The 17,686-nt window shown below is 70.9% G+C and carries 17 protein-coding genes and 2 pseudogenes; 9 read left to right on the forward strand and 10 right to left on the reverse strand.

The window, feature by feature from the left end; genetic code table 11:
* The 3 genes and pseudogenes from AB0F77_RS35480 to AB0F77_RS35490 all read right to left on the reverse strand — a co-directional run.
* Positions 1 to 813 carry a hypothetical protein gene (locus AB0F77_RS35480; protein WP_361956322.1) on the reverse strand — a complete coding sequence of 271 codons (813 nt, stop codon included), beginning with the start codon at positions 811 to 813 and terminating at the stop codon, positions 1 to 3.
* 413 nt (positions 814 to 1,226) lie between these two features.
* Complete coding sequence (locus AB0F77_RS35485) at positions 1,227 to 2,447, reverse strand: S53 family peptidase (protein WP_361956325.1); 1,221 nt, start codon at positions 2,445 to 2,447, stop codon at positions 1,227 to 1,229.
* A gap of 274 nt (positions 2,448 to 2,721) precedes the next feature.
* A pseudogene (locus tag AB0F77_RS35490) lies at positions 2,722 to 3,099 on the reverse strand (aldo/keto reductase); the annotation flags it as partial.
* A 1-nt stretch (position 3,100) separates the two neighbouring features.
* Here AB0F77_RS35490 and AB0F77_RS35495 point away from each other — a divergent pair.
* A pseudogene (locus tag AB0F77_RS35495) lies at positions 3,101 to 3,307 on the forward strand (LysR family transcriptional regulator); the annotation flags it as partial.
* Positions 3,308 to 3,441: 134 nt separating this feature from the next.
* On the opposite strand, the gene AB0F77_RS35500 reads toward AB0F77_RS35495, so the two are convergent.
* Complete coding sequence (locus AB0F77_RS35500) at positions 3,442 to 3,795, reverse strand: VOC family protein (RefSeq protein ID WP_361956328.1); 354 nt, start codon at positions 3,793 to 3,795, stop codon at positions 3,442 to 3,444.
* A 298-nt stretch (positions 3,796 to 4,093) separates the two neighbouring features.
* Here AB0F77_RS35500 and AB0F77_RS35505 point away from each other — a divergent pair, with 298 nt between their 5' ends.
* A complete protein-coding gene (locus AB0F77_RS35505) occupies positions 4,094 to 6,355 on the forward strand; it encodes an endonuclease (RefSeq protein ID WP_361956331.1) in 2,262 nt (753 codons plus the stop codon).
* Between the two features lie 154 nt (positions 6,356 to 6,509).
* Positions 6,510 to 6,980 carry a hypothetical protein gene (locus tag AB0F77_RS35510; protein ID WP_361956334.1) on the forward strand — a complete coding sequence of 157 codons (471 nt, stop codon included), beginning with the start codon at positions 6,510 to 6,512 and terminating at the stop codon, positions 6,978 to 6,980.
* Positions 6,981 to 7,020: 40 nt separating this feature from the next.
* Here the strand turns inward: AB0F77_RS35510 and AB0F77_RS35515 are convergent, their stop codons facing one another.
* Entirely contained in the window at positions 7,021 to 7,584 is a 564-nt protein-coding gene (locus AB0F77_RS35515; protein WP_361956337.1) for a dihydrofolate reductase family protein, read from the reverse strand.
* Between the two features lie 230 nt (positions 7,585 to 7,814).
* Between AB0F77_RS35515 and AB0F77_RS35520 the strand changes: the two genes are divergently transcribed.
* The gene (locus tag AB0F77_RS35520; protein WP_361956340.1) at positions 7,815 to 8,570 is read left to right on the forward strand and encodes an SDR family oxidoreductase; all 756 of its coding nucleotides are present in this window, start codon (positions 7,815 to 7,817) and stop codon (positions 8,568 to 8,570) included.
* Between the two features lie 105 nt (positions 8,571 to 8,675).
* On the opposite strand, the gene AB0F77_RS35525 is transcribed toward AB0F77_RS35520, so the two are convergent.
* Entirely contained in the window at positions 8,676 to 10,166 is a 1,491-nt protein-coding gene (locus AB0F77_RS35525) for an aldehyde dehydrogenase family protein (protein ID WP_361956343.1), read from the reverse strand.
* A 159-nt stretch (positions 10,167 to 10,325) separates the two neighbouring features.
* Between AB0F77_RS35525 and AB0F77_RS35530 the strand changes: the two genes are divergently transcribed.
* Positions 10,326 to 11,234 carry a helix-turn-helix transcriptional regulator gene (locus tag AB0F77_RS35530; protein ID WP_361956346.1) on the forward strand — a complete coding sequence of 303 codons (909 nt, stop codon included), beginning with the start codon at positions 10,326 to 10,328 and terminating at the stop codon, positions 11,232 to 11,234.
* 157 nt (positions 11,235 to 11,391) lie between these two features.
* On the opposite strand, the gene AB0F77_RS35535 is transcribed toward AB0F77_RS35530, so the two are convergent.
* A complete protein-coding gene (locus AB0F77_RS35535; protein WP_361956349.1) occupies positions 11,392 to 12,357 on the reverse strand; it encodes a zinc-dependent alcohol dehydrogenase family protein in 966 nt (321 codons plus the stop codon).
* Positions 12,358 to 12,525: 168 nt separating this feature from the next.
* On the opposite strand from AB0F77_RS35535, the gene AB0F77_RS35540 reads away from it, so the two are divergent.
* Entirely contained in the window at positions 12,526 to 13,185 is a 660-nt protein-coding gene (locus tag AB0F77_RS35540) for a helix-turn-helix domain-containing protein (RefSeq protein ID WP_361956351.1), read from the forward strand.
* A 107-nt stretch (positions 13,186 to 13,292) separates the two neighbouring features.
* On the forward strand, positions 13,293 to 14,666 hold the full coding sequence (locus AB0F77_RS35545) for an FAD-dependent oxidoreductase (protein ID WP_361956353.1): 1,374 nt from the start codon (positions 13,293 to 13,295) through the stop codon (positions 14,664 to 14,666).
* A gap of 25 nt (positions 14,667 to 14,691) precedes the next feature.
* Here AB0F77_RS35545 and AB0F77_RS35550 read toward each other — a convergent pair whose 3' ends face one another.
* Positions 14,692 to 15,105, reverse strand: coding sequence for a nuclear transport factor 2 family protein (locus AB0F77_RS35550; protein WP_361956356.1), 414 nt, complete (start codon positions 15,103 to 15,105; stop codon positions 14,692 to 14,694).
* Between the two features lie 201 nt (positions 15,106 to 15,306).
* Between AB0F77_RS35550 and AB0F77_RS35555 the strand changes: the two genes are divergently transcribed.
* Positions 15,307 to 15,900, forward strand: a complete 594-nt coding sequence (locus AB0F77_RS35555) for a TetR family transcriptional regulator (protein WP_361956359.1) — start codon at positions 15,307 to 15,309, stop codon at positions 15,898 to 15,900.
* A 3-nt stretch (positions 15,901 to 15,903) separates the two neighbouring features.
* Here AB0F77_RS35555 and AB0F77_RS35560 read toward each other — a convergent pair whose 3' ends face one another.
* The gene (locus AB0F77_RS35560) at positions 15,904 to 16,212 is read right to left on the reverse strand and encodes a hypothetical protein (RefSeq protein ID WP_361956456.1); all 309 of its coding nucleotides are present in this window, start codon (positions 16,210 to 16,212) and stop codon (positions 15,904 to 15,906) included.
* Positions 16,213 to 16,478: 266 nt separating this feature from the next.
* Positions 16,479 to 16,856, reverse strand: a complete 378-nt coding sequence (locus tag AB0F77_RS35565) for a helix-turn-helix domain-containing protein (protein ID WP_361956362.1) — start codon at positions 16,854 to 16,856, stop codon at positions 16,479 to 16,481.
* 50 nt (positions 16,857 to 16,906) lie between these two features.
* On the opposite strand from AB0F77_RS35565, the gene AB0F77_RS35570 reads away from it, so the two are divergent.
* Complete coding sequence (locus tag AB0F77_RS35570; protein ID WP_361956365.1) at positions 16,907 to 17,647, forward strand: alpha/beta hydrolase; 741 nt, start codon at positions 16,907 to 16,909, stop codon at positions 17,645 to 17,647.
* Positions 17,648 to 17,686: the final 39 nt, after the last annotated feature.

Here is a 17,686-nt window from a genome sequence, read left to right on the forward strand (position 1 = left end):
TCACTTCACCGGATTGTGGGTCGAACCGGCCGAGTGGCCCCTGGAGGCGGGAGCGGAGGGCGCGGCCGGGGCCGGCACCGGGGTCGAGACGGCCGTGGGCACCGGTGTGGCCCCCGGCGGGGCGGAGACTGTCGGTCGGCCGGTGGAGCCCGAGGTCGTCCGCGTCGGCGACGGCCGGGAGTCCGTCCGCGCTTCCGTCCGCGCTGCAGCGGCGGTACTCGCTGGGGTATGGCCGGTACCGGGCGAGGCATCGGGCGCGGTCGTCCGTGGCGGGGCCGGGTGCGGGGAGTCCGGCTGCGGGACGAACGGGGCGCTGAGGCTCGGGCCGCCCAGCACGGTGCTGATCAACAGGGCCACGTAACCGCCTGCGGGGAGGACGAGCAGGCGGGCCGCGCGCAGCACACGGCGCTGACGCCGCCCTGTGGGATCGACGAAGACGGGCCGTACCGGCGCGCTCTGCGGTGCGTCCAGTGCGGGCAGGGGAAGGACGGAGGGGGCGAGCTCGGTGGGCGGCACCGTGAGGACGTCACCGAAAGGAGCGTCCCAGGCCGTGGTGACCGGCTCCGCGCCGGCGGCGTGGAGCTGCGACGCGGCGGCGTGGGGATCCGCACCGGTGGCGTACGGATCCGCCCACACCGCGTACGCGTCACCTGTCGAGTGCGTCCACTGCGGAAGCTCTCCCGCGTCCCACGGCGGCATGACCGCGTCGGCACCGGAGACCTCGCTGTACCCGTTGTCGAAGGCATACGCATATCCGACGCCGCCGTACGGATCGCGGTCGTACGTCACGCCGCTCTCGTTCGTCCACTGCACGAGCTGTGCTCCCTGTTCTGGCCGACCGACACGGCGGCCCCACTTGGAGAGAGCGAAGTGGGCCGGAAGTGTCACACCTCGACCTCACAAAGCAAAAAAATCAATCGAACAGGACGAATCGATCGGCGGCCGCACCCATGGCCGGGCCCCGCGCAGTGGGCGGGGGCCCGGCCGCCCCGTAACTGCCGGGCGTCACTCCCCCGCGCTTCCCCACGCACACCCGGCCGGCACTCACACAGCGTGGGATCGCGTCGAAATGTCACACCGCGGCCGGGCTCCCCGCCCGGGTACGGCAGTGGGCCGGAGTCGGCGTTGTCGCCGGCTCCGGCCCACTGTCAAAGGATCAGGAGTACCGCATCAGGGCGGATCTCCTCCGTGCTGGTTCAGGCGAGCAACACACTCGCGTGAGGGGTTCAGCCGGTGAAGGCGGCGGTGCCGTTGGGGACACCGAGTCCCGACGGGCCGTCGTACCCGGTGGCGCCGGTGCAGAGGTAGGAGCCGCCGCAGCTGCCGTTGGAGCCGCTGGTGACGTCGTAGAGGGCCGAGGTGTGCGTGTACGGGAAGGACGCGGGGGAGGAACCGGAGGACGGGGCGCCGGCCAGGGCGTAGGTCGCCGCGATCAGCGGGGAGGAGGCGCTGGTGCCGCCGAAGACCATCCAGCCGGTGGCCGCACGGTAGCTGTCGTAGACGGCGACGCCGGTGTTCGGGTCGGCGACCGCCGACACGTCCGCCACCGTGCGGTTGGCACAGCCGGAGTCCTGCTGCCAGCTGGGCTTGGCGTCGTACTTGGAGCAGCCGGAGCCCGCTCCGCTCCAGACCGTGTCGGTCCAGCCGCGCGAGGTGGAGGCGGTCTTCAGCGAGGTGCCGCCCACGGCGGTCACGTACTTGGACGCCGCGGGGTACTCGACACCGTAGCCGTTGTCACCGGAGGAGACGGTGATGGCGACGCCGGGGTGGTTGAAGTAACTGGCGTCGTAGGTCGCGTCGCTGGAGGACTCCGAGCCGCCGTAGCTGTTGGAGACGAACTTGGCGCCCAGCCGGACCGCGGTGTTCACGGACGTACCGAGGTTGGCCATGCCGGCCGAACCGGCCTCCACGAGCAGGATCTTGCAGTTGGGGCAGGCGGCGCTGACCATGTCGAGGTCGAGGGAGATCTCCTCGGCCCAGCCGGAGTCGCCGCGCGGATAGCTGGTCCCGCCGTTCTGATCCACCTTCTTGAAGCAGCCGTTGGCCGTGGTGCAGGCGGACAGGCCGTACTGGGAACGGTAGACGGCGAGGTCGGCCTCGGCGTTGGGGTCGTCGTACGCGTCGACGATCGCCACCGTCTGGCCCGAACCCCCGGTGCCGGACGGCAGGTTGTACGCCGCCTGGAGCGAGGCGGGCCCGTAGCCCGAGGGCGCGACCGCCGCTGTCAGGTCGCTCTCGGCGTGTGCCGACTTCGGGGTGCCCGCGGTGACCTGAAGGGCGTTACAGGCCATCTCGCCCTTTGCCGTCGGGGCCGCGCAGGCGTGGGCGACGGTGACGCCGTGGGACGAGGGCACGGTGGCCTGGGCTGCCTGACCGGCGGGGACGGCCAGAGCGAGGGCGGCCGTGGCGAGCGTAGCCACGGCGGCGAAGGAAACGGTTCTGCGCAACGTACATCCTCCACATGGTGGGTGAACCGGGAAGGGCTGTTGTGGGGGGTGCGCGGTACGACCTCGGTGCGGGATGAGCACCGTGATCACCGCCGACTGTACGAATGTCGAGTCCACGTCAACAAGGGGGAAAGGTGAGCAGGAACGTTCCTTTGCTCTTTCCGGAACATCCACGTACCGATCATGGTCAAGTCATGACCGAAAGGAAGTCCGGCCATGACTCGACCAATGGGGGAACGGCCGGAGACCGTGCCCCGGCACGTCCTCGGTCCCGCTAGTGGGCGATCTTGTCCAGCTCGGCGAATTCCTCGTCGGAGAGCGAGAGTTGCGCGCCGACGACGTTCTCCCGCAGGTGCGCCACCGACGAAATGCCGGGAATCAGCAGGATGTTGGGCGACCTCCGCAGCAGCCACGCCAGGGCGAGCGACATCGGCGTCGTGTCCAGCCGGGCGGCCACGGCGGAGAGCGCCGTGGACTGCAACGGGGTGAAGCCACCGAGCGGGAAGAAGGGCACGTAGGCGACACCCTCGTCGGCGAGTTCGTCGATCAGCTCGTCGTCCTGGCGGTGGGCGAGGTTGTACATGTTCTGCACACACACGATCGGCGCGATCGCCCGGGCCTCGGCGACCTGTTCCGCCGTCACGTTGCTCACTCTCCACGACCAGACGCAGCCGGCCCAGCTGATCACCCTCGGACGCACCGTGGCCGTCTTCCCCGAATCGGCCCGCGCCTGGCTGTGGGCCGAGCACACCGCCGTACCCCTGACCGACGCGCCGCCCGTCGTCACCCACATCGCCTGGCCCGCGCACAGCCGTTCCCTCGCCCTGGCCGGGTTGGTCCGCACGGCCACACGGCTGTGAAGGGCGGCCGAGTACGAAGCGCGGGAGACCGTGGACCTGGTCGATCACGCCCGGACCCCGGCATGAGCCTTACTGACGTCGTCGTCACTGACGTCAGCAACCGGCTTCGTTGCTGACGTCAGCAACTCACGTCGTCACTGACGGCGTTGGCCAAGGATGCAGAACTCGTTGCCTTCGGGGTCCGCCATGACCACCCACGACTGGTCGCCCTGGCCGATGTCGACACGCTTCGCGCCGTGCGCCTCCAGGCGAGCCACCTCGGCGGCCTGGTCGTCGGGCCTGAAGTCGAGGTGCAGTCGGCTCTTGGCCTTCTTGTTCTCCTCGATCCGGACGAAGTCCAACCCCGGCAGGCGATCAGGCTCCGGACGGATCTCGAACTCGTCGTCGGAGGAGTGGACGACAACCCACCCGAGGGCCGTGGCCCACCACTGTCCCAGGGCCGCCGGATCCACCGAGTGAACGATTACCTGTTCCCATTCCAAGGTCATCCGCCGAGCTTAGACCTACAGCCCTGTCAGAACCACGCGTCACCGTGGCGCCGCGACCGGGTGAGCCTTCAACCACCGGGTTGTCGGGCTGCTTTGCACATGTTTCCCATGTCTGCAAGCATCGATAGGAGGAAACCTCGTGCGAAAAGCGGTCCGGCGGGACACCGCCCGATACCCCGCCCGCGTCCCGGCAGAGCCGACGCCTTCGTCCGACGCCGCCCGCCTCGACGCCGCCCGCCTGTCACGCACCGTGTCCCGGACACGACCGCCACAATTCGATCAGGCCAGGAGGTAGATCATGGCCACGGCGGAACTCGCTTCCGAACGAGAGTCGGACTATCTGTCGCAACTGACGATGGCCGCGGCACGCTACGAGAACCGGACCGAACAGCGCGAGAGAAACCAGACCGTTCTCGAGACGCGCGGCGTGCTGTACGCCGACTCCCCCGAGCGGGTCGAGAAGCGGCTGGCGCGGCTGGGCGCCGACTGGGCGATGGCGCGGGCGATCGAGCGGACGCCGACGGAGCCCGCGAGCAGCGCGGGAAGCACCCTGCAACTGCCCCCGGAGACCTTCACAAGTGAGGTGCTCGGCCTGGAGCGCATCATCGGGCGCAACAACCTCACCCCGGTGGCGTTCCTGGAGGAGGGCTTCCAGGTCTCCCGCTCGGTCGGCCGGGTCACGATCACCGGACCGGACGGCGGACACGGCACCGGTTTCATGGTGTCCCCGTCCCTGCTGCTCACCAACAACCACGTGCTGCGCAACGCCGAGGTCGCGAACCGCAGCAGGGTCGCCTTCGCGTTCCAGGACGGCGTCGACGGTGGCCCGCTGGCGCCGGCGGTGTTCGCGCTGGAGCCGCAGCGGTTCTTCGTCACCGACCGGGCGCTGGACTACAGCCTCGTCGCGGTGGCCCCGCGCGGCGCACAGGCGGAGGCGCTGTCGTCGTTCGGCCGCCTGGTCCTCAGCGAGGCGCAGGGAAAGGCCATCATCGGGGAGTTCGTCAACATCATCCAGCACCCGCGGGGCGAGCCGAAGCAGATCGCGCTGCGCGACAACCAGATCGTCGACGTGCTGGAACGGTTCCTGCACTACGAGTCCGACACCCGCGAGGGCTCGTCGGGGTCGCCCGTCTTCAACGACCAGTGGGAGGTCGTCGCCCTGCACCACTCGGCCGTCCCGAAGACCGACGACCAGGGACGGCCGCTGAGCGTCGACGGCTCCGTGTGGCGTCCGGAGATGGGCGACCAGCAACTGGCGTGGCGGGCCAACGAGGGCGTGCGGATCAGCCGGGTGTTGAGCGCGCTGCACGAGGTCAGTCTGACCGGTGAGGCGGCCCGGCTGCGGGACGAGGTCTTCACCACCGGGCTCACGTCGCCCGTGGAGAGCGCCCCGGCGATGCCCACGCCCACGGCGGACGGCGGTTCCTCGCCGGCGGATGCCAACGGGTCGCGGACCCGGACACAGGCGAAGGCGCAGGAACAACGAACACAGGCGCAGGGCCTGTCGTCGCCGGTGACCGACGGGGCCGCGCAGCTCACCATCCCGCTGCGGATCACCGTCGACTTCGGCACCCCGTCGGCCGCGTCGGTCTCGTCGGCCACGTCGCTCTCATCAGCGGGCCTGCCCGCGCCCCTGTCCACGCTCGCGCCGACGGCAGCGCCGCAGCCCCGGGCCGGACGGGCGGACGTCGTGTCGGCGGTGGAGAAGGACGTCGACGCCGCACTGATCAACCACCGGCTCGCGCGGGAGCGTCCGTACTACGACCGGACCGCCGACGCGGCGGCACGCGAGGCGTACTACGCGAACGTGGACACCGGTGACGGCGACGCGCTGCGCCGTGGGCTCACCGCGCTGCTGGAGGAGACCCACACCCCGCAGCCCCGCTACAAGCCGATGCGGATGGTCTACCCCTGGGTCGACCTGCACAAGGACGGCCGGCTGCGCAGCATCTACTCGGGCAAGGACTTCTCCCCCGAGGAGCTGATACGGGCGGACGCGGCCGTCGCCGAGGCGCGGCTGGCCAGGGTGCAGGAACTGCTGCTCCAGGAGAGCACGGCGGGTCCGGCCGAGTTCGAGGCGGAGTTCGACGCGCTGGAGGCGTCGATGCCGTTCAACTGCGAGCACGTGGTGCCGCAGTCGTGGTTCGCCAAGCAGGAGCCGATGCGGGGCGACCTGCACCACCTGTTCGCGTGCGAGGTCGGCTGCAACAGTTTCCGCGGCAACTTCCCGTACTTCGACTTCCCCGACTTCGAGGAAGCGGTCAGGGACGACTGCGGGATGCGCGAGAGCGTGGGATTCGAGCCGGGGAACGGCAAGGGAGCGGTCTCCCGGGCCACCCTGTACTTCCTGCTCCGCTATCCGGGCCAGGTCGGCGACGCCGCGCGCGAGCTCTCCAAGGACCGGCTGCCCGTCCTCCTGAAGTGGCACGAGAACGAGCCGGTCACCGAGTACGAGCTCCACCGCAACGCCGCCATCGCGGAAATCCAGGGCAACCGCAACCCACTGATAGACCACCCGGATTGGGCCCACGAGATCAACTTCACCGCAGTCTGGCCCTGACGGAGCCCGGCGGGTGACTCGAACCCCCGGTCACGCCGACGCTGACGGAACCTTGACCCATTTCGCGTGACGGGTCGGCCCGTCGCGCGGTAGAACCCGACATGTGACCGTCTTCCACTGCGCCAAATGTGGCACAGCGCTCACCGGGGACCTGGTGGCTCTGGCCGCTGTTCCTGATGTCGGCGACCCGGACGACGGTCGGGACAGGAAGTCCGGGCGCGCCCGTTCCGCCGTTCCGCACGGGTTCTACGCCATCGACCCCGAGCCGTGGGGCGCGCCCTTCGTCCCAGCCGCCGCACCCAGCCCTGCCGCCCGTCGCACGGGCCGTGAGCTGCTCAGACTGGCCACCCCCACACCCACCGTCTCCGCCGGCCCGCGTGACAGTGTTGTCGTCCACCCCGACGACATCCTGCCCCGTCTCGTCGCCTTCACATACGGGGACAACTGGACCGGATGCTGCGGACCGACCGGTGCACACGGCCCCAACCTGGCCTGCGCCTGTGGCTCACGCCTTGCCACCTGGGCCGCCGACTGCCTGGGACCCAACGAACTGCACCTCGACCCCGTCCGTGTCCACGCCTGGCCCCTGGGCGGAGCCACTCAGGACGCATCTCGCGGTGAGTAACGGCCCCGAGCCTCTCCGGGCCGATGATCCGGACCCGCGCTCAGCGGGCCACCCGGTGGCGTAGGTAGACGACCTTCGAGGCGAAGGTGCGGGTCTCGACGAGTTCGAGGTCCACCCGGCGTTCGTGGCGGGGGAAGAACGGAATGCCACCGCCGACCAGCACCGGGTACACGATGGTCCGGTATTCGTCGATCAGATCCGACGCGGCGGCCTCGGCGGCGAGGGTCGCGCCGCCGATCGCGATGTCGCCCTCCCCCGGCTCGGCCCGCAACCGCTCGATCTCCTCCGCCAGGCCGCCGGAGACCAGGCGGGCATTGCCCTGCACCTCCGTCAGCGTGGTGGAGAACACCACCTTCGGCAGCGGCTTCCAGAGCGCGGTCCACTCGCGCATCGAGTCGTCGAGCGAGGGATCCTCGTCGGCCGTCTCCCAGTACAGCATCGTCTCGTACAGCCGTCGTCCCAGCAGGTGGACGCCGACGTCCCGGATCTCGTCGATCCAGAAGCGGAAGACCTCCTCGACGGGCGCCGTCCAGTCGAAGCGGCCGTCCGGCCCGACGATGTAACCGTCGAGCGAGACGCTCATCGAATAGGTCACGCTGCGCATCAGACGTCCTCCTCGGCGACGGGTTCGACAGTACGACCGCCGGACTCCACAGAACTCATCGCGGCTCGCCGGATTTCCTCGGATCCCTCACACGCACGGGCCGAGTCGAGTCGATTCGCTTTTCGGACTCACACTGCTATCGTGGCGGCGTAGTGAGTTCGAGAATCGAACTCTATGAGTCGAGCGGGCGATCCCGCTCGTACGAACCCGACGCGAGGAGCAGCACAGCCATGTCTTCCATCCTGATCACCGGCGCGTCCAAGGGCATCGGCCGGGCCGCCGCCGTCGAACTCGCCAAGCGCGGCCACCGTGTCGTCGCCACGGCCCGTGACCCGCGCACGCTGGACGGTCTCGACGTCGCCGAACGGCTGCGCCTGGACGTGACCGACCAGGCGAGCGTCGATTCCGTCATCGAGCAGGCCGGTGAGATCACCACCCTCCTCTCCAACGCGGGTGTCATCTTCAACGCCGCGGTCGAGGCCAGCCCCCTCGCCGAGATCGAGCGCCTGTACGCCCAGAACACCGTCGGCGCCCTCCGCGTCACCCAGGCCGTCCTGCCCCAGATGCGCGAACGCGGCAAGGGCCGCCTCCTCTACGTCTCCAGCGTCGCGGGCCGCACCGTGCTGCCGGGCGGCTCCGCCTACGCGGCCACGAAGTGGGCCCTGGAGGCATTCGCCGAGACCCTCGCCGTCGAGGTCTCCGGCTTCGGCATCGACGTCACCCTCGCCCAGCCCGGTCCGGTCAGCTCCGGCGCCCTGGACGACATCCTCACCTACCGCCTCCCCGGCGACCCCTACGCCGCTCTCTTCGCCGGTGGCGGCATCCCGGCCGAGATGATGTCCACCCCCGAGCAGGTCGCCACCGCCCTCGCCGACCTCGTCGAGGCCGCCACGGTCCCGCTCCGTGTCCCGGTCGGCCCCGTCGCCGAGCACGTCCTCTCCTCCCGCGACGCCGCCCCGTACGACAGGCCCTTCATCGCCGCCTAGGGTCGCGGCCCAACCCCCTGCGGAGCCTGATCTGTGGGACCAGGACGGCCGTTGCTGGTTCGCCCACCAAGGCGAGCGAACCAGCAACGGCCGTGTCAAAAGCCGTCAGTTGGACTTGAGGTAGACCGACTTGGTGTTCAGGTAGGCGTCGAAGTGCTCGTGGCCGTTCTCCCGGCCGTAGCCGGAGGTCTTGTAACCGCCGAAGGGCACCGCCGAGTCCATCTGGGCGTAGGTGTTGCCGTAGACCGTGCCGGCCCGCAGGGCCCTGGAGACGCGCTGGAAGGTGTTGACGTTGGTGGTCCACACCCCGCTCGCCAGGCCGTAACTGGTGTCGTTGGCACGGCGGATGACGTCGTCGATGTCGTCGAACGGCATGGCCGACAGGACCGGTCCGAAGATCTCCTCCCGGGCGATGGACATGGAGTCCTCGACGCCGACGAACGTGGTCGGGGCCACGAAGTAGCCCGCGTCCAGCCCCTCCGTGACGAGGCGGGCGCCGCCGGAGAGCGCGTGCGCGCCGTCCGAGTGCCCCGCGGCGAGGTAGCCGCTGACCCGGTCGAGCTGTTCGGCGGAGACCAGGGGGCCGAGGTCGGTCTCGGGGTCGAGGCTGTTGCCGATCTTGAGCGTCTTCGCGAACGCCGCGACCTTCTCGGTGAACTCGTCGTAGACGCCGCGCTGGACGTAGAGACGGGTGCCGGCGCTGCACGCCTGCCCGGAGTTGACGAACGCCGCCATCGCCGCGCCGGGCACGGCCGCGTCCAGGTCCGCGTCGGCGAAGACGATGTCGGGCGACTTGCCGCCGAGTTCGAGCGTGAGCCTCTTGATGTTGCCGGCCGACGCGCGGATGATGTGCCGGCCCGTCTCGGTGGACCCGGTGAAGGTGACCTTGTCCACGTCGGGGTGCTCGGCCAGCGCCGCGCCCGCCTCGGCGTCGCCGGTCACGACGTTGACGACACCCGCCGGGATGCCGGCCTCCAGGCAGAGCCGGCCCAGCAGCAGCGGGGCGAATCCCGCCTGCTCGGCCGGCTTGATCACGATGGTGCAGCCGGTCGCCAGGGCGGCGCCCAGCTTCCAGGACGCCTGGAAGAGCGGACCGTTCCAGGGGATGATCGCGCCGACGACGCCCACCGGCTCACGCAGCGTGTACGTGAAGACATCACCCGGTATCGAGTTGGGGATGGTGGCGCCCTGAAGGTTGAGGGCCTGCCCGGCGGCGTACCGGAAGTTGCTCAGGATGGCACCCATCATGAAGTTCATGAACTTCACGGGGGTGCCCATGTCCATCGAGTCGACGTGGATCAGCTCGTCGGCGTGCTCCTCGATGAGGTCGGCGAGACGGTTGATCACGCGGGAGCGGTCGGCCGGCGTGAACCGGCTCCACGGGCCCTCCGCGAAGGCCCGCCGGGCCGCCGCCACGGCCCGGTCCACGTCGGCGGCACCGGCGCGGGCGACGCTGCCGAGCAGCTCGCCGGTCGAGGGGTCGATCGACTCGATCGTCTCTCCCGACAGGGCGTCGCTCCACTCACCGTCGATCAACAATTGCTTCGGGCGGCCGTCGAGGAACGCCGGCCGGGTGCCGAGCAGGGTCTGCGTCATGGAAGAACTCCAGGTGGTGACGTGTGTCATGACCGGCCCAGGAGATCCGGGGGCCGGTCCTTCGAGACTGCGGCGGCGTCCTCGGCGCAGCCAGGGCACCCGTCGACCTGGTACCAGCAGGACCACGTTCGATTTCGGACAGCGGCATAGCCTGGGGGCATGGACAAGTGCTTGGGCGACTTCCTGCGGGCCCGCCGTGCGCGCCTCACCCCGGAGGACGTGGGCATCGCGCCACTCGGCGGCGCACGCCGCGTACCGGGGCTGCGCCGCGAGGAGATCGCCCGTCTGGCGGGCGTCAGCGTCGAGTACTACGTCCGGCTCGAACAGGGACGCGCCCGCAATGTCTCCGACGCGGTGCTGGAGGCCGTCGCCAGGGCGTTGCGGCTGGACGTCACCGAGACCCGCTACCTGTTCCAGGTGGCCCGGCCGCACCGCGCGCGGCGCGACGTCGATCCGGCGCCGCACGAGGCACCGGTACGGCCCGGTGTGCAGCGCCTCCTCGACCAGCTGCGCGACGTCCCGGCCATCGTCGTCGACCACGTCCTGCGCATCCGCGCGGCCAACGTGCTCGCCCTCGCCCTCTTCGATCTGTCGCCGCGGCGCTACGACGGTGGCCGCGACCTGGCACGGCGCATCTTCCTGGAGGAGGACAGCCGGGTGTGGCTGCCGGACTGGGACATGCACGCCGCGGCCGTCGTCGCGGCGCTGCGGCTGCACGCCGGGCAGGGCCGCGACGACCGCGAGATGGCCGCGCTGATCGGCGAACTCAGCCTCAAGAGCGACCCGTTCCGACGGCTGTGGGCCGACCACGAGGTGCGGACACCGGCGTACGGCGTGACACGCATGCGTCATGCGACGGGCGGCGAACTCAAGGTCGAGCACGAGACGCTCACCCTGCCCGGAGACCCCGAGCTGACGATCCACACCTACGGGCCGGCCGACGCGGAGACGGCCGAACGGCTGACCCTGCTGGCGAGCTGGATGGCCGAACCCCACCCGGACACCCCGAACCACCCACTCGACGCCGAACCCACCGCCCCGGCGGACGGCACTCCGTCCGACGCCTGAGCGAAGCCGTGCCGAAGACGTCCGACGACCATGCGCCACCGGAGCCGGGTGGCTCCCGGCACGAGCCCAGGAGCACCGGCAGTGGTCGCGGCTTCCCAGCCGTTCGACGGGGCGTCGACCCGGACGGTCGGCGGGGACGGTGGAGGACGAAGGCGGTTCAGGGCGTCAGTACCACCCTCCCGAACACCTCGCCCGCGTCCATCTTCCGGTGGGCCGACTCCGCCTGGTCCAGCGGCAGTACGTCGTGGACGACCGTGCGCAGGTCCCCGCGGGCGGCCTCGGCGAACTGTGACGACCGTACGGCCTGCCGGTCGGGGCCGGGCACGGTGTCGGAGCTGAAGGTCGCGAACGACAGCGACTTGCGGAAGGCGTCCATCAGCCGTGTGCCGAAGTCCGCCGGTGGCCGGCCGCCGACCACGCCGACGGCCACGAACCGCCCGTTGGAGTTCAACCTGTCCAGCACGAGGGGGAGTTCGGGACCCCCCACCACGTCGATCACCACGTCGAAGCCCGACGGCGCGTCCGGTCCGCCGCCCCTGCCCGAGCGGTCGAGGACATGGGTCGCGCCCAGATCTCTCAACCGGGCGCCGCGCTCCGCGGACGAGGTGGTGACCACCACGGCGCCCGCGCCTCCCCTGGCGGCTAGTTGGACCGCCGTGATCCCGATGCTGCCCGCCGCGCCACGCACGAGGACCGTCTCCCCCGGTGCGAAACGCGCGCGGTCGAGGGCGAAGTGGGCGACCACGCCGGACCCGCCGAGGGCCACCGCTTCGGTGCCGGTGAGACCGTCGGGCAGCACAAGGACGTCCTCGACCGCGGCGACGGCCTGCTCGGCGTACCCCCCGGACAGACCGGTGAACGCCCACACCCGCCGCCCCATCCACGAGGCGTCCACGCCCTCTCCCACGGCGGTGACACGTCCCGCGACCTCGCTGCCCAGGAGATGTCCCTCCCGGAAGCCGTGGGCGGCGAGCGTCCCCCGGCGGATCACCACGTCCACGCCGCCCACCCCGATCGCCTCCGTGGTGACCCGCACCTGCCCCGGGGCGGGGACGGGCACGGGCAGGTCGACCACCTCCAGACCGTCGGGGCTTCCGAACGTCCTGATCACAACGGCTTTCATCCAGGCTCCTCAGGTCGGTGGACGGACGGGGCACGGCCGCGACGGCCGTGGGCGGCGACCGAGCCGCAGTACGCCCGAGGCAGCACCGGCGGAGTTCCGAAGCGGGACGTCGCCACCGCCGTCGGACCGTAACGGACACCCCCGTCCGCTTGATCGAAATGAGAAGCGATGACCCCTCGTTTGCCTCATGCCCCGCGCTCCGACGCCCGCGACAACCGGGCCCGCATCCTGGAGGCCGCCCGCGCCGTGTTCGGCGAGGACGGCCTGAGTGCGCCCATGCGCGAGGTCGCCCGGCACGCGGACGTCGGCCCCGCCACGCTGTACCGGCACTTCCCCACCAAGCGGGACCTGATCGTGGAGACCTTCGCCGAGCAACGGCGGGCCTGCCACACCATCGTCCGTGACGCCCTCGCGGACCCCGACCCCTGGCACGGGTTCGGAAGCCTGGTCGAGCGGATCTGCGAACTCCACGCCCGCAGCCGCGGCTTCGCCGACGCCTTCATGGCGGCCTTCCCCGACGCCATGGAGTTCGCCGCCGATCGGGAGCGGACCGTGCGCGCGGTCGCCGAACTGGCCCGCCGCGCCCAGGAGTCGGGACAGCTGCGCCCCGGTTTTGTCGTCGACGACCTGATCCTGATGCTCATGGCCCACCGGGGCGTCCAGGACACCCCGCGTGCCGCCCGGGTGGCGGCCTCCCGCCGCTTCGCCGCCTATGTGATCGAGGCGTTCCGCGCCCTGCCGGAGACCGAGGTGGCCGCCCCTCTGCCACCGGCTCCGCACCTGGGGCTCACGCCCTCAGCCAGCACGCCCTCAGCCGTCACGCCGTAGACCATCACAGTCGTACGTGAAACGCATCACGACGGACCGCACCGGGTCCGGGCCGAAGATCGTCGGGCGGTAGGCTCGTTCCGCAACACGACGCGAAGGGGAGATCGGTGGCGCGGGTTGCGGTGATCGGTGGGGGTATCGGCGGGCTGGGGACGGCGCTCATGCTGGGCCGACGGGGTCACACGGTCACGTTGTTCGAGCAGGACGCCCGTCAGGCCGGAGAGGACCTGCACCGGGACTTCTTCCACTGGGACAGACCCCGGGTCCCCCAGGCCGTCCAGCCCCACTCGCTGCTCGCCCCCGTCCGCATGGTGTTGCGCGCCGAGGCCCCCGACGTCCACACGGACCTGCTGGCACGGGGAGCCCGGGAGTACCACGACTTCGACTGGTTCGGTGAGCATCCGCCGCACCGGGCCGGCGACGAGGACCTGGTGACCCTGCGCACCCGTCGCATCGTGCTGGAGGCCGCCCTGGCCGCGGCGGTACGGCGGGAACCGACCGTCGAGGTGCGGTGCGGCCACCGGGTGAACGCCCTCGTCCTCCGGGAGGGCCGTCCCGCCCGGGTCACCGGTGTGCGGGTGGGCGCGGAGACGCACCGGGCGGACCTCGTCGTCGACACGTCCGGTCGCCGTTCGCCGGTGCCCTCCTGGCTGACCGCGGCCGGCTGTCGTCCGCCCGTGGTCGACAGCCACCGCACCGGGATCGGGTATCTGTGCCGCTGGTACCGGCTGCGCGCGGACGGCCCGAGTGATCCCGGGCGGGTGAAGACCGGATCGGCGGCGGCGTTCGCGCTCGCCGGTGTCTTCCCTTCCGACAACAACACCTTCGCGGTGAGCGTGGTGCTCTCCACGGGTGATCCGACCCGAGGCGCGCTCGCCGATCCCGCCGTGTTCGAGGCCGTGGCCCGCCGCTTCCCCGCGACCGCCGCCTGGCTCGGCCTGGATCCCGAACCGCAGTCGGCCGTCCTGGCGATGGCCGGTCTGGACAACCGCTGGACCTCCCTGGTCGACGACGACGGGCCCGTTGTCACCGGCCTGGTCAACGCCGGGGACAGTCTCGTCCACACCAATCCCACCTTCGGGCACGGCGTGGCCCTCGGCCTGCGGGCCGCCCAGTACCTCGCCGCCCATGCCGACCGGATCGCCGAGGACCCCATGGGCTACCACGCATGGACGGCGCGGAACCTCCGCCCGTGGTTCGACACGCAGGTGACGGCCGACCGCGCCGACGGGCGGCGCCTCGCCGAGGGCTCACCACCGGCGGATCGGCGGGCCGCCGCCCGTGCCGCGTGCGCCTTCGACGATCCCGTCGTCATGCGGGCCAGGGCCCAGGTGCGCCATCTCCTGCGGTCGGCCGACGAGGCCTACGGCACCGACGAGGTGGACCGGCACGTCACCGCGTGGCTGGCCGCCCGTCCGGACTTCACGCCGGCGCACGACGGCCCGACCCGGGACCAGTGGGACGCGCTCATCCCGGGCTGAGCGCCCGACTCCCGGCGGGTGGGACTCAGTTTCCGGTCAGGACGTCGTTGGCGTGGATGGTGTCGAGGTACTCGCGCGCCTTGACGATCTTCCCGTTCCGGACCTCGACGGCGTAGATCAGGTTGTTGTCGTAGGTCTTCCCGGTGGCGGAGACGCCGTGGGTGTCGGCCTCGACCACCACGCGTTCGTCCTGGGCTGTGACGCTGGTGACGGTGACCTGGACGCCGTTGGGCATGTTCTGCCCGACGCCGCCGAGCATGCGGATGAACTCATCCTTGTTGTAGGTGCCCGCGAGGGGGAACTGCTCCGGCTTGCCGGCGACCCAGTAGCGGACGTCGTCGTCGAGCAGGGCGAGGGCGGCTTCGGCGTCGCCCTGGGAGAGATGGCCGAAGAAGTCCAGGACGACGTCGGCGTTGGCGCTGTTGGTGCTGGTGCTCACTTGTGCTCCGTGATGGCTGGTTCGGGTTGCTCATACATAAGTAACCATATACATACTTCCCTCTCGTCGTCTCCCCCGGCGGCGGCCCGCACATCCGGCCGGCCCCGCGGACGCTTACAGTGACCGGAGGGACGGACCGGCCGGCCGGGGAAGTTCTCCACCTCGCGCCGCCGATCACACAGGACAGGAGCCACCACACCGATGGGTCACACGCAGGAGGCCGCGCTCAGCCGGACGGGCGGGACCAGGGACGCGGACGCCACCCGCCGGCGCATCCTCGCCGCGGCCACGGAGGAGTTCTCCGCGAAGGGCCTCGCCGGGGGACGCGTCGCCGTGATCGCCGAGCGCGCCCCCTCCAACCAGCGCATGATCTACGCCTACTACGGCAACAAGGACGGCCTGTTCGACGCGGTCCTGGAGCACCACATCCTGGCCGCGCAGAACGCGGTCGCGCTGGACCCGTCCGACCTGCCCGGATACGCGCAGCAGGTCTTCGACGTCTACGAAGCCAACCCGCACTTCGTACGCCTCATGCTGTGGCAGCACCTCGAACGCCCCGACCTGCTCCCCTCGCTGCCCGCCGTCGAGCAGGCCGTCGCGGCCAAGGTCGCCGCCGTCGAAGAGGCACAGGCCCGGGGCGCCGTCACCACGCGGATACCGGCCGGGCTCCTCCTGGACCACATCCTCGCCCTGACCCTCGGCAACATCACCGGCGGCTCCGGCGCGCCGGCCGACGTACGACGTGAGGCGCTGGGCAGCAGCGTCGCCCGGCTGACCGGAGAACGACCCCGGTGACGGTCACTTCGGCGCTTCCATCCAGTGCACGCACACCAGGTCCTGTCCCCGCAGCTCGTACTTGAGGCAGAGCCGGGCCCGGATCACCGGGGGATGCTCACCCCGGTCGCGGAACTCGGTGATGACCCGGCCGTCCTCGATCCAGGAGACTCCGTGCTGCCGGGTGTGGTCGACACCCAGCTCGCGCTCGATGGCGAGGCTCGCCAGGGCGTATTTCCTGGCGGCCTCGGGGTGCTTCCTGAACACATCCGTGATTTCGGCGAAGAACGCGGTGTCCGACTTGGTGTCGTAGTCAGCGGCAGTCACGGCCATCTCCTTGAGCGGCAGTGTCGGGAACATCCCCTGTCTCCAGGCTGCGACGTGCCTCACCCGTACGCCAGTCGGGCCCGCGCCCCACCGCACTTCCCGCCGCCGGGAGGAAGCGCTCGGCCAGGCCCTTCCCGCGCTGCTCTCGGCCCTGCTCGGGCCGGTCTTCAGCTCGCTCACGTACTGCGTCGTCGCGGCCGACGGAGACAACGCCGACCGGGCACTGTTCGAGCACGTCGTGGCCGGCGCCGGCCTCACCGTCCGGCTCTTCGTCAGCCGTCGGAGTCGGCCTCGTCCTCCGTCGCCTCGTGGAAGTCGGCGACGGCCGCGCCGTACGTCTTCGCCCACTCCGTGAGGACGGCGATCGGTTCGACGAGTGTCAGGCCGAGGTCGGTCAGGCGGTACTCGACCCGTGGGGGCGCCTCGGCGTGGGCGCGGCGCTCGACGAGGCCGTAGCCCTGGAGCCTGCGCAGGGTCTGGGTGAGCACCTTGCGTGAGACACCGCCGACGAGGGCGACGAGTTCACCGTGCCTGCGCGGTCCGCGGCTGAGCGCGAACAGGACGACGACCGCCCACTTGTTGGCGATGATCTCGACGGCCAGCCGGGCATGGCAGTCCGCGAGGAAGGCACCTTCCGCCGAATCACGCACGATCCGAAGGTTACCGAAAGGTACCCGACGGCTCACTAGCGTCCCTTGCCATGAGTACGCCGCACACGAAGACCTTCGTCCTCGTCCACGGTGCCTGGCACAGCGGGCGTGTCTGGGACCGGGTGGTCCCCTTGCTGGCCCGGGGCGGGCACCGGGTGTTCGCCCCCTCGCTGACCGGTCACGGCGAGAAGGAGCACCTGCTCGGTCCGGACGTCGGGCTCGACACCCATGTCACGGACGTCGTTGATCTCCTCGTCGAGGAGGACCTCACCGATGTGGTCCTGGTCGGGCACAGCTACGCCGGGATGGTCGTGTCCGCCGTGGCCGCCCGGCTCCCGGACCGGATCGCGCACCTGGTCCACGTCGACGCGATGGTTCCGGCCGACGGCGAGACCGCGCTCGACGTCATGCCCCTGACCCGCCACCTGATCAACGGGGCCGCCGCCTCCGACACGCCCTGGCGCATCCCGCCCATGACCGAAGGACCCGCGTCCACGGGCCTGTTCGGAGTCACCGACCCGGCGGACGCGGCGTGGCTGCGCACGTTGCTCTCGGACGAGTCGGTGCGCTGCTTCCTGCAGCCCGTCCGGCTGGACGACCCGGCCATGGACGCGATTCCCCGGACACACATCCACTGCGTCGGCGGCACACCGGCGGGCGTCACCCGCCGCCCCGTGCCCCCACTGCAACCCAACGGCACTCCGTCGCGTGTGTGGGAGTTGCGCAGCGGCCACGACTGCATGGTCACCGAGCCGGACGAACTCACCGAGCTGCTGCTGAGGGCCGGTTGACCGGCTCACCTCGGTCGCGCGGCGACGGCGGCACCGGGC

Origin of the sequence: Streptomyces sp. NPDC026672, assembly GCF_040638185.1 — a bacterium.
Classification (GTDB): Bacteria; Actinomycetota; Actinomycetes; order Streptomycetales; family Streptomycetaceae; genus Streptomyces.

Coding starts and splice junctions, on each gene's coding strand:
- AB0F77_RS35500 (WP_361956328.1), bottom strand. CDS start 3,795: ATGACCTTGGAATGGGAACAGGTAATCGTTCACTCGGTGGATCCGGCG.
- AB0F77_RS35505 (WP_361956331.1), top strand. CDS start 4,094: ATGGCCACGGCGGAACTCGCTTCCGAACGAGAGTCGGACTATCTGTCG.
- AB0F77_RS35515 (WP_361956337.1), bottom strand. CDS start 7,584: ATGCGCAGCGTGACCTATTCGATGAGCGTCTCGCTCGACGGTTACATC.
- AB0F77_RS35520 (WP_361956340.1), top strand. CDS start 7,815: ATGTCTTCCATCCTGATCACCGGCGCGTCCAAGGGCATCGGCCGGGCC.
- AB0F77_RS35525 (WP_361956343.1), bottom strand. CDS start 10,166: ATGACGCAGACCCTGCTCGGCACCCGGCCGGCGTTCCTCGACGGCCGC.
- AB0F77_RS35530 (WP_361956346.1), top strand. CDS start 10,326: ATGGACAAGTGCTTGGGCGACTTCCTGCGGGCCCGCCGTGCGCGCCTC.
- AB0F77_RS35535 (WP_361956349.1), bottom strand. CDS start 12,357: ATGAAAGCCGTTGTGATCAGGACGTTCGGAAGCCCCGACGGTCTGGAG.
- AB0F77_RS35540 (WP_361956351.1), top strand. CDS start 12,526: ATGACCCCTCGTTTGCCTCATGCCCCGCGCTCCGACGCCCGCGACAAC.
- AB0F77_RS35555 (WP_361956359.1), top strand. CDS start 15,307: ATGGGTCACACGCAGGAGGCCGCGCTCAGCCGGACGGGCGGGACCAGG.
- AB0F77_RS35560 (WP_361956456.1), bottom strand. CDS start 16,212: ATGGCCGTGACTGCCGCTGACTACGACACCAAGTCGGACACCGCGTTC.
- AB0F77_RS35570 (WP_361956365.1), top strand. CDS start 16,907: ATGAGTACGCCGCACACGAAGACCTTCGTCCTCGTCCACGGTGCCTGG.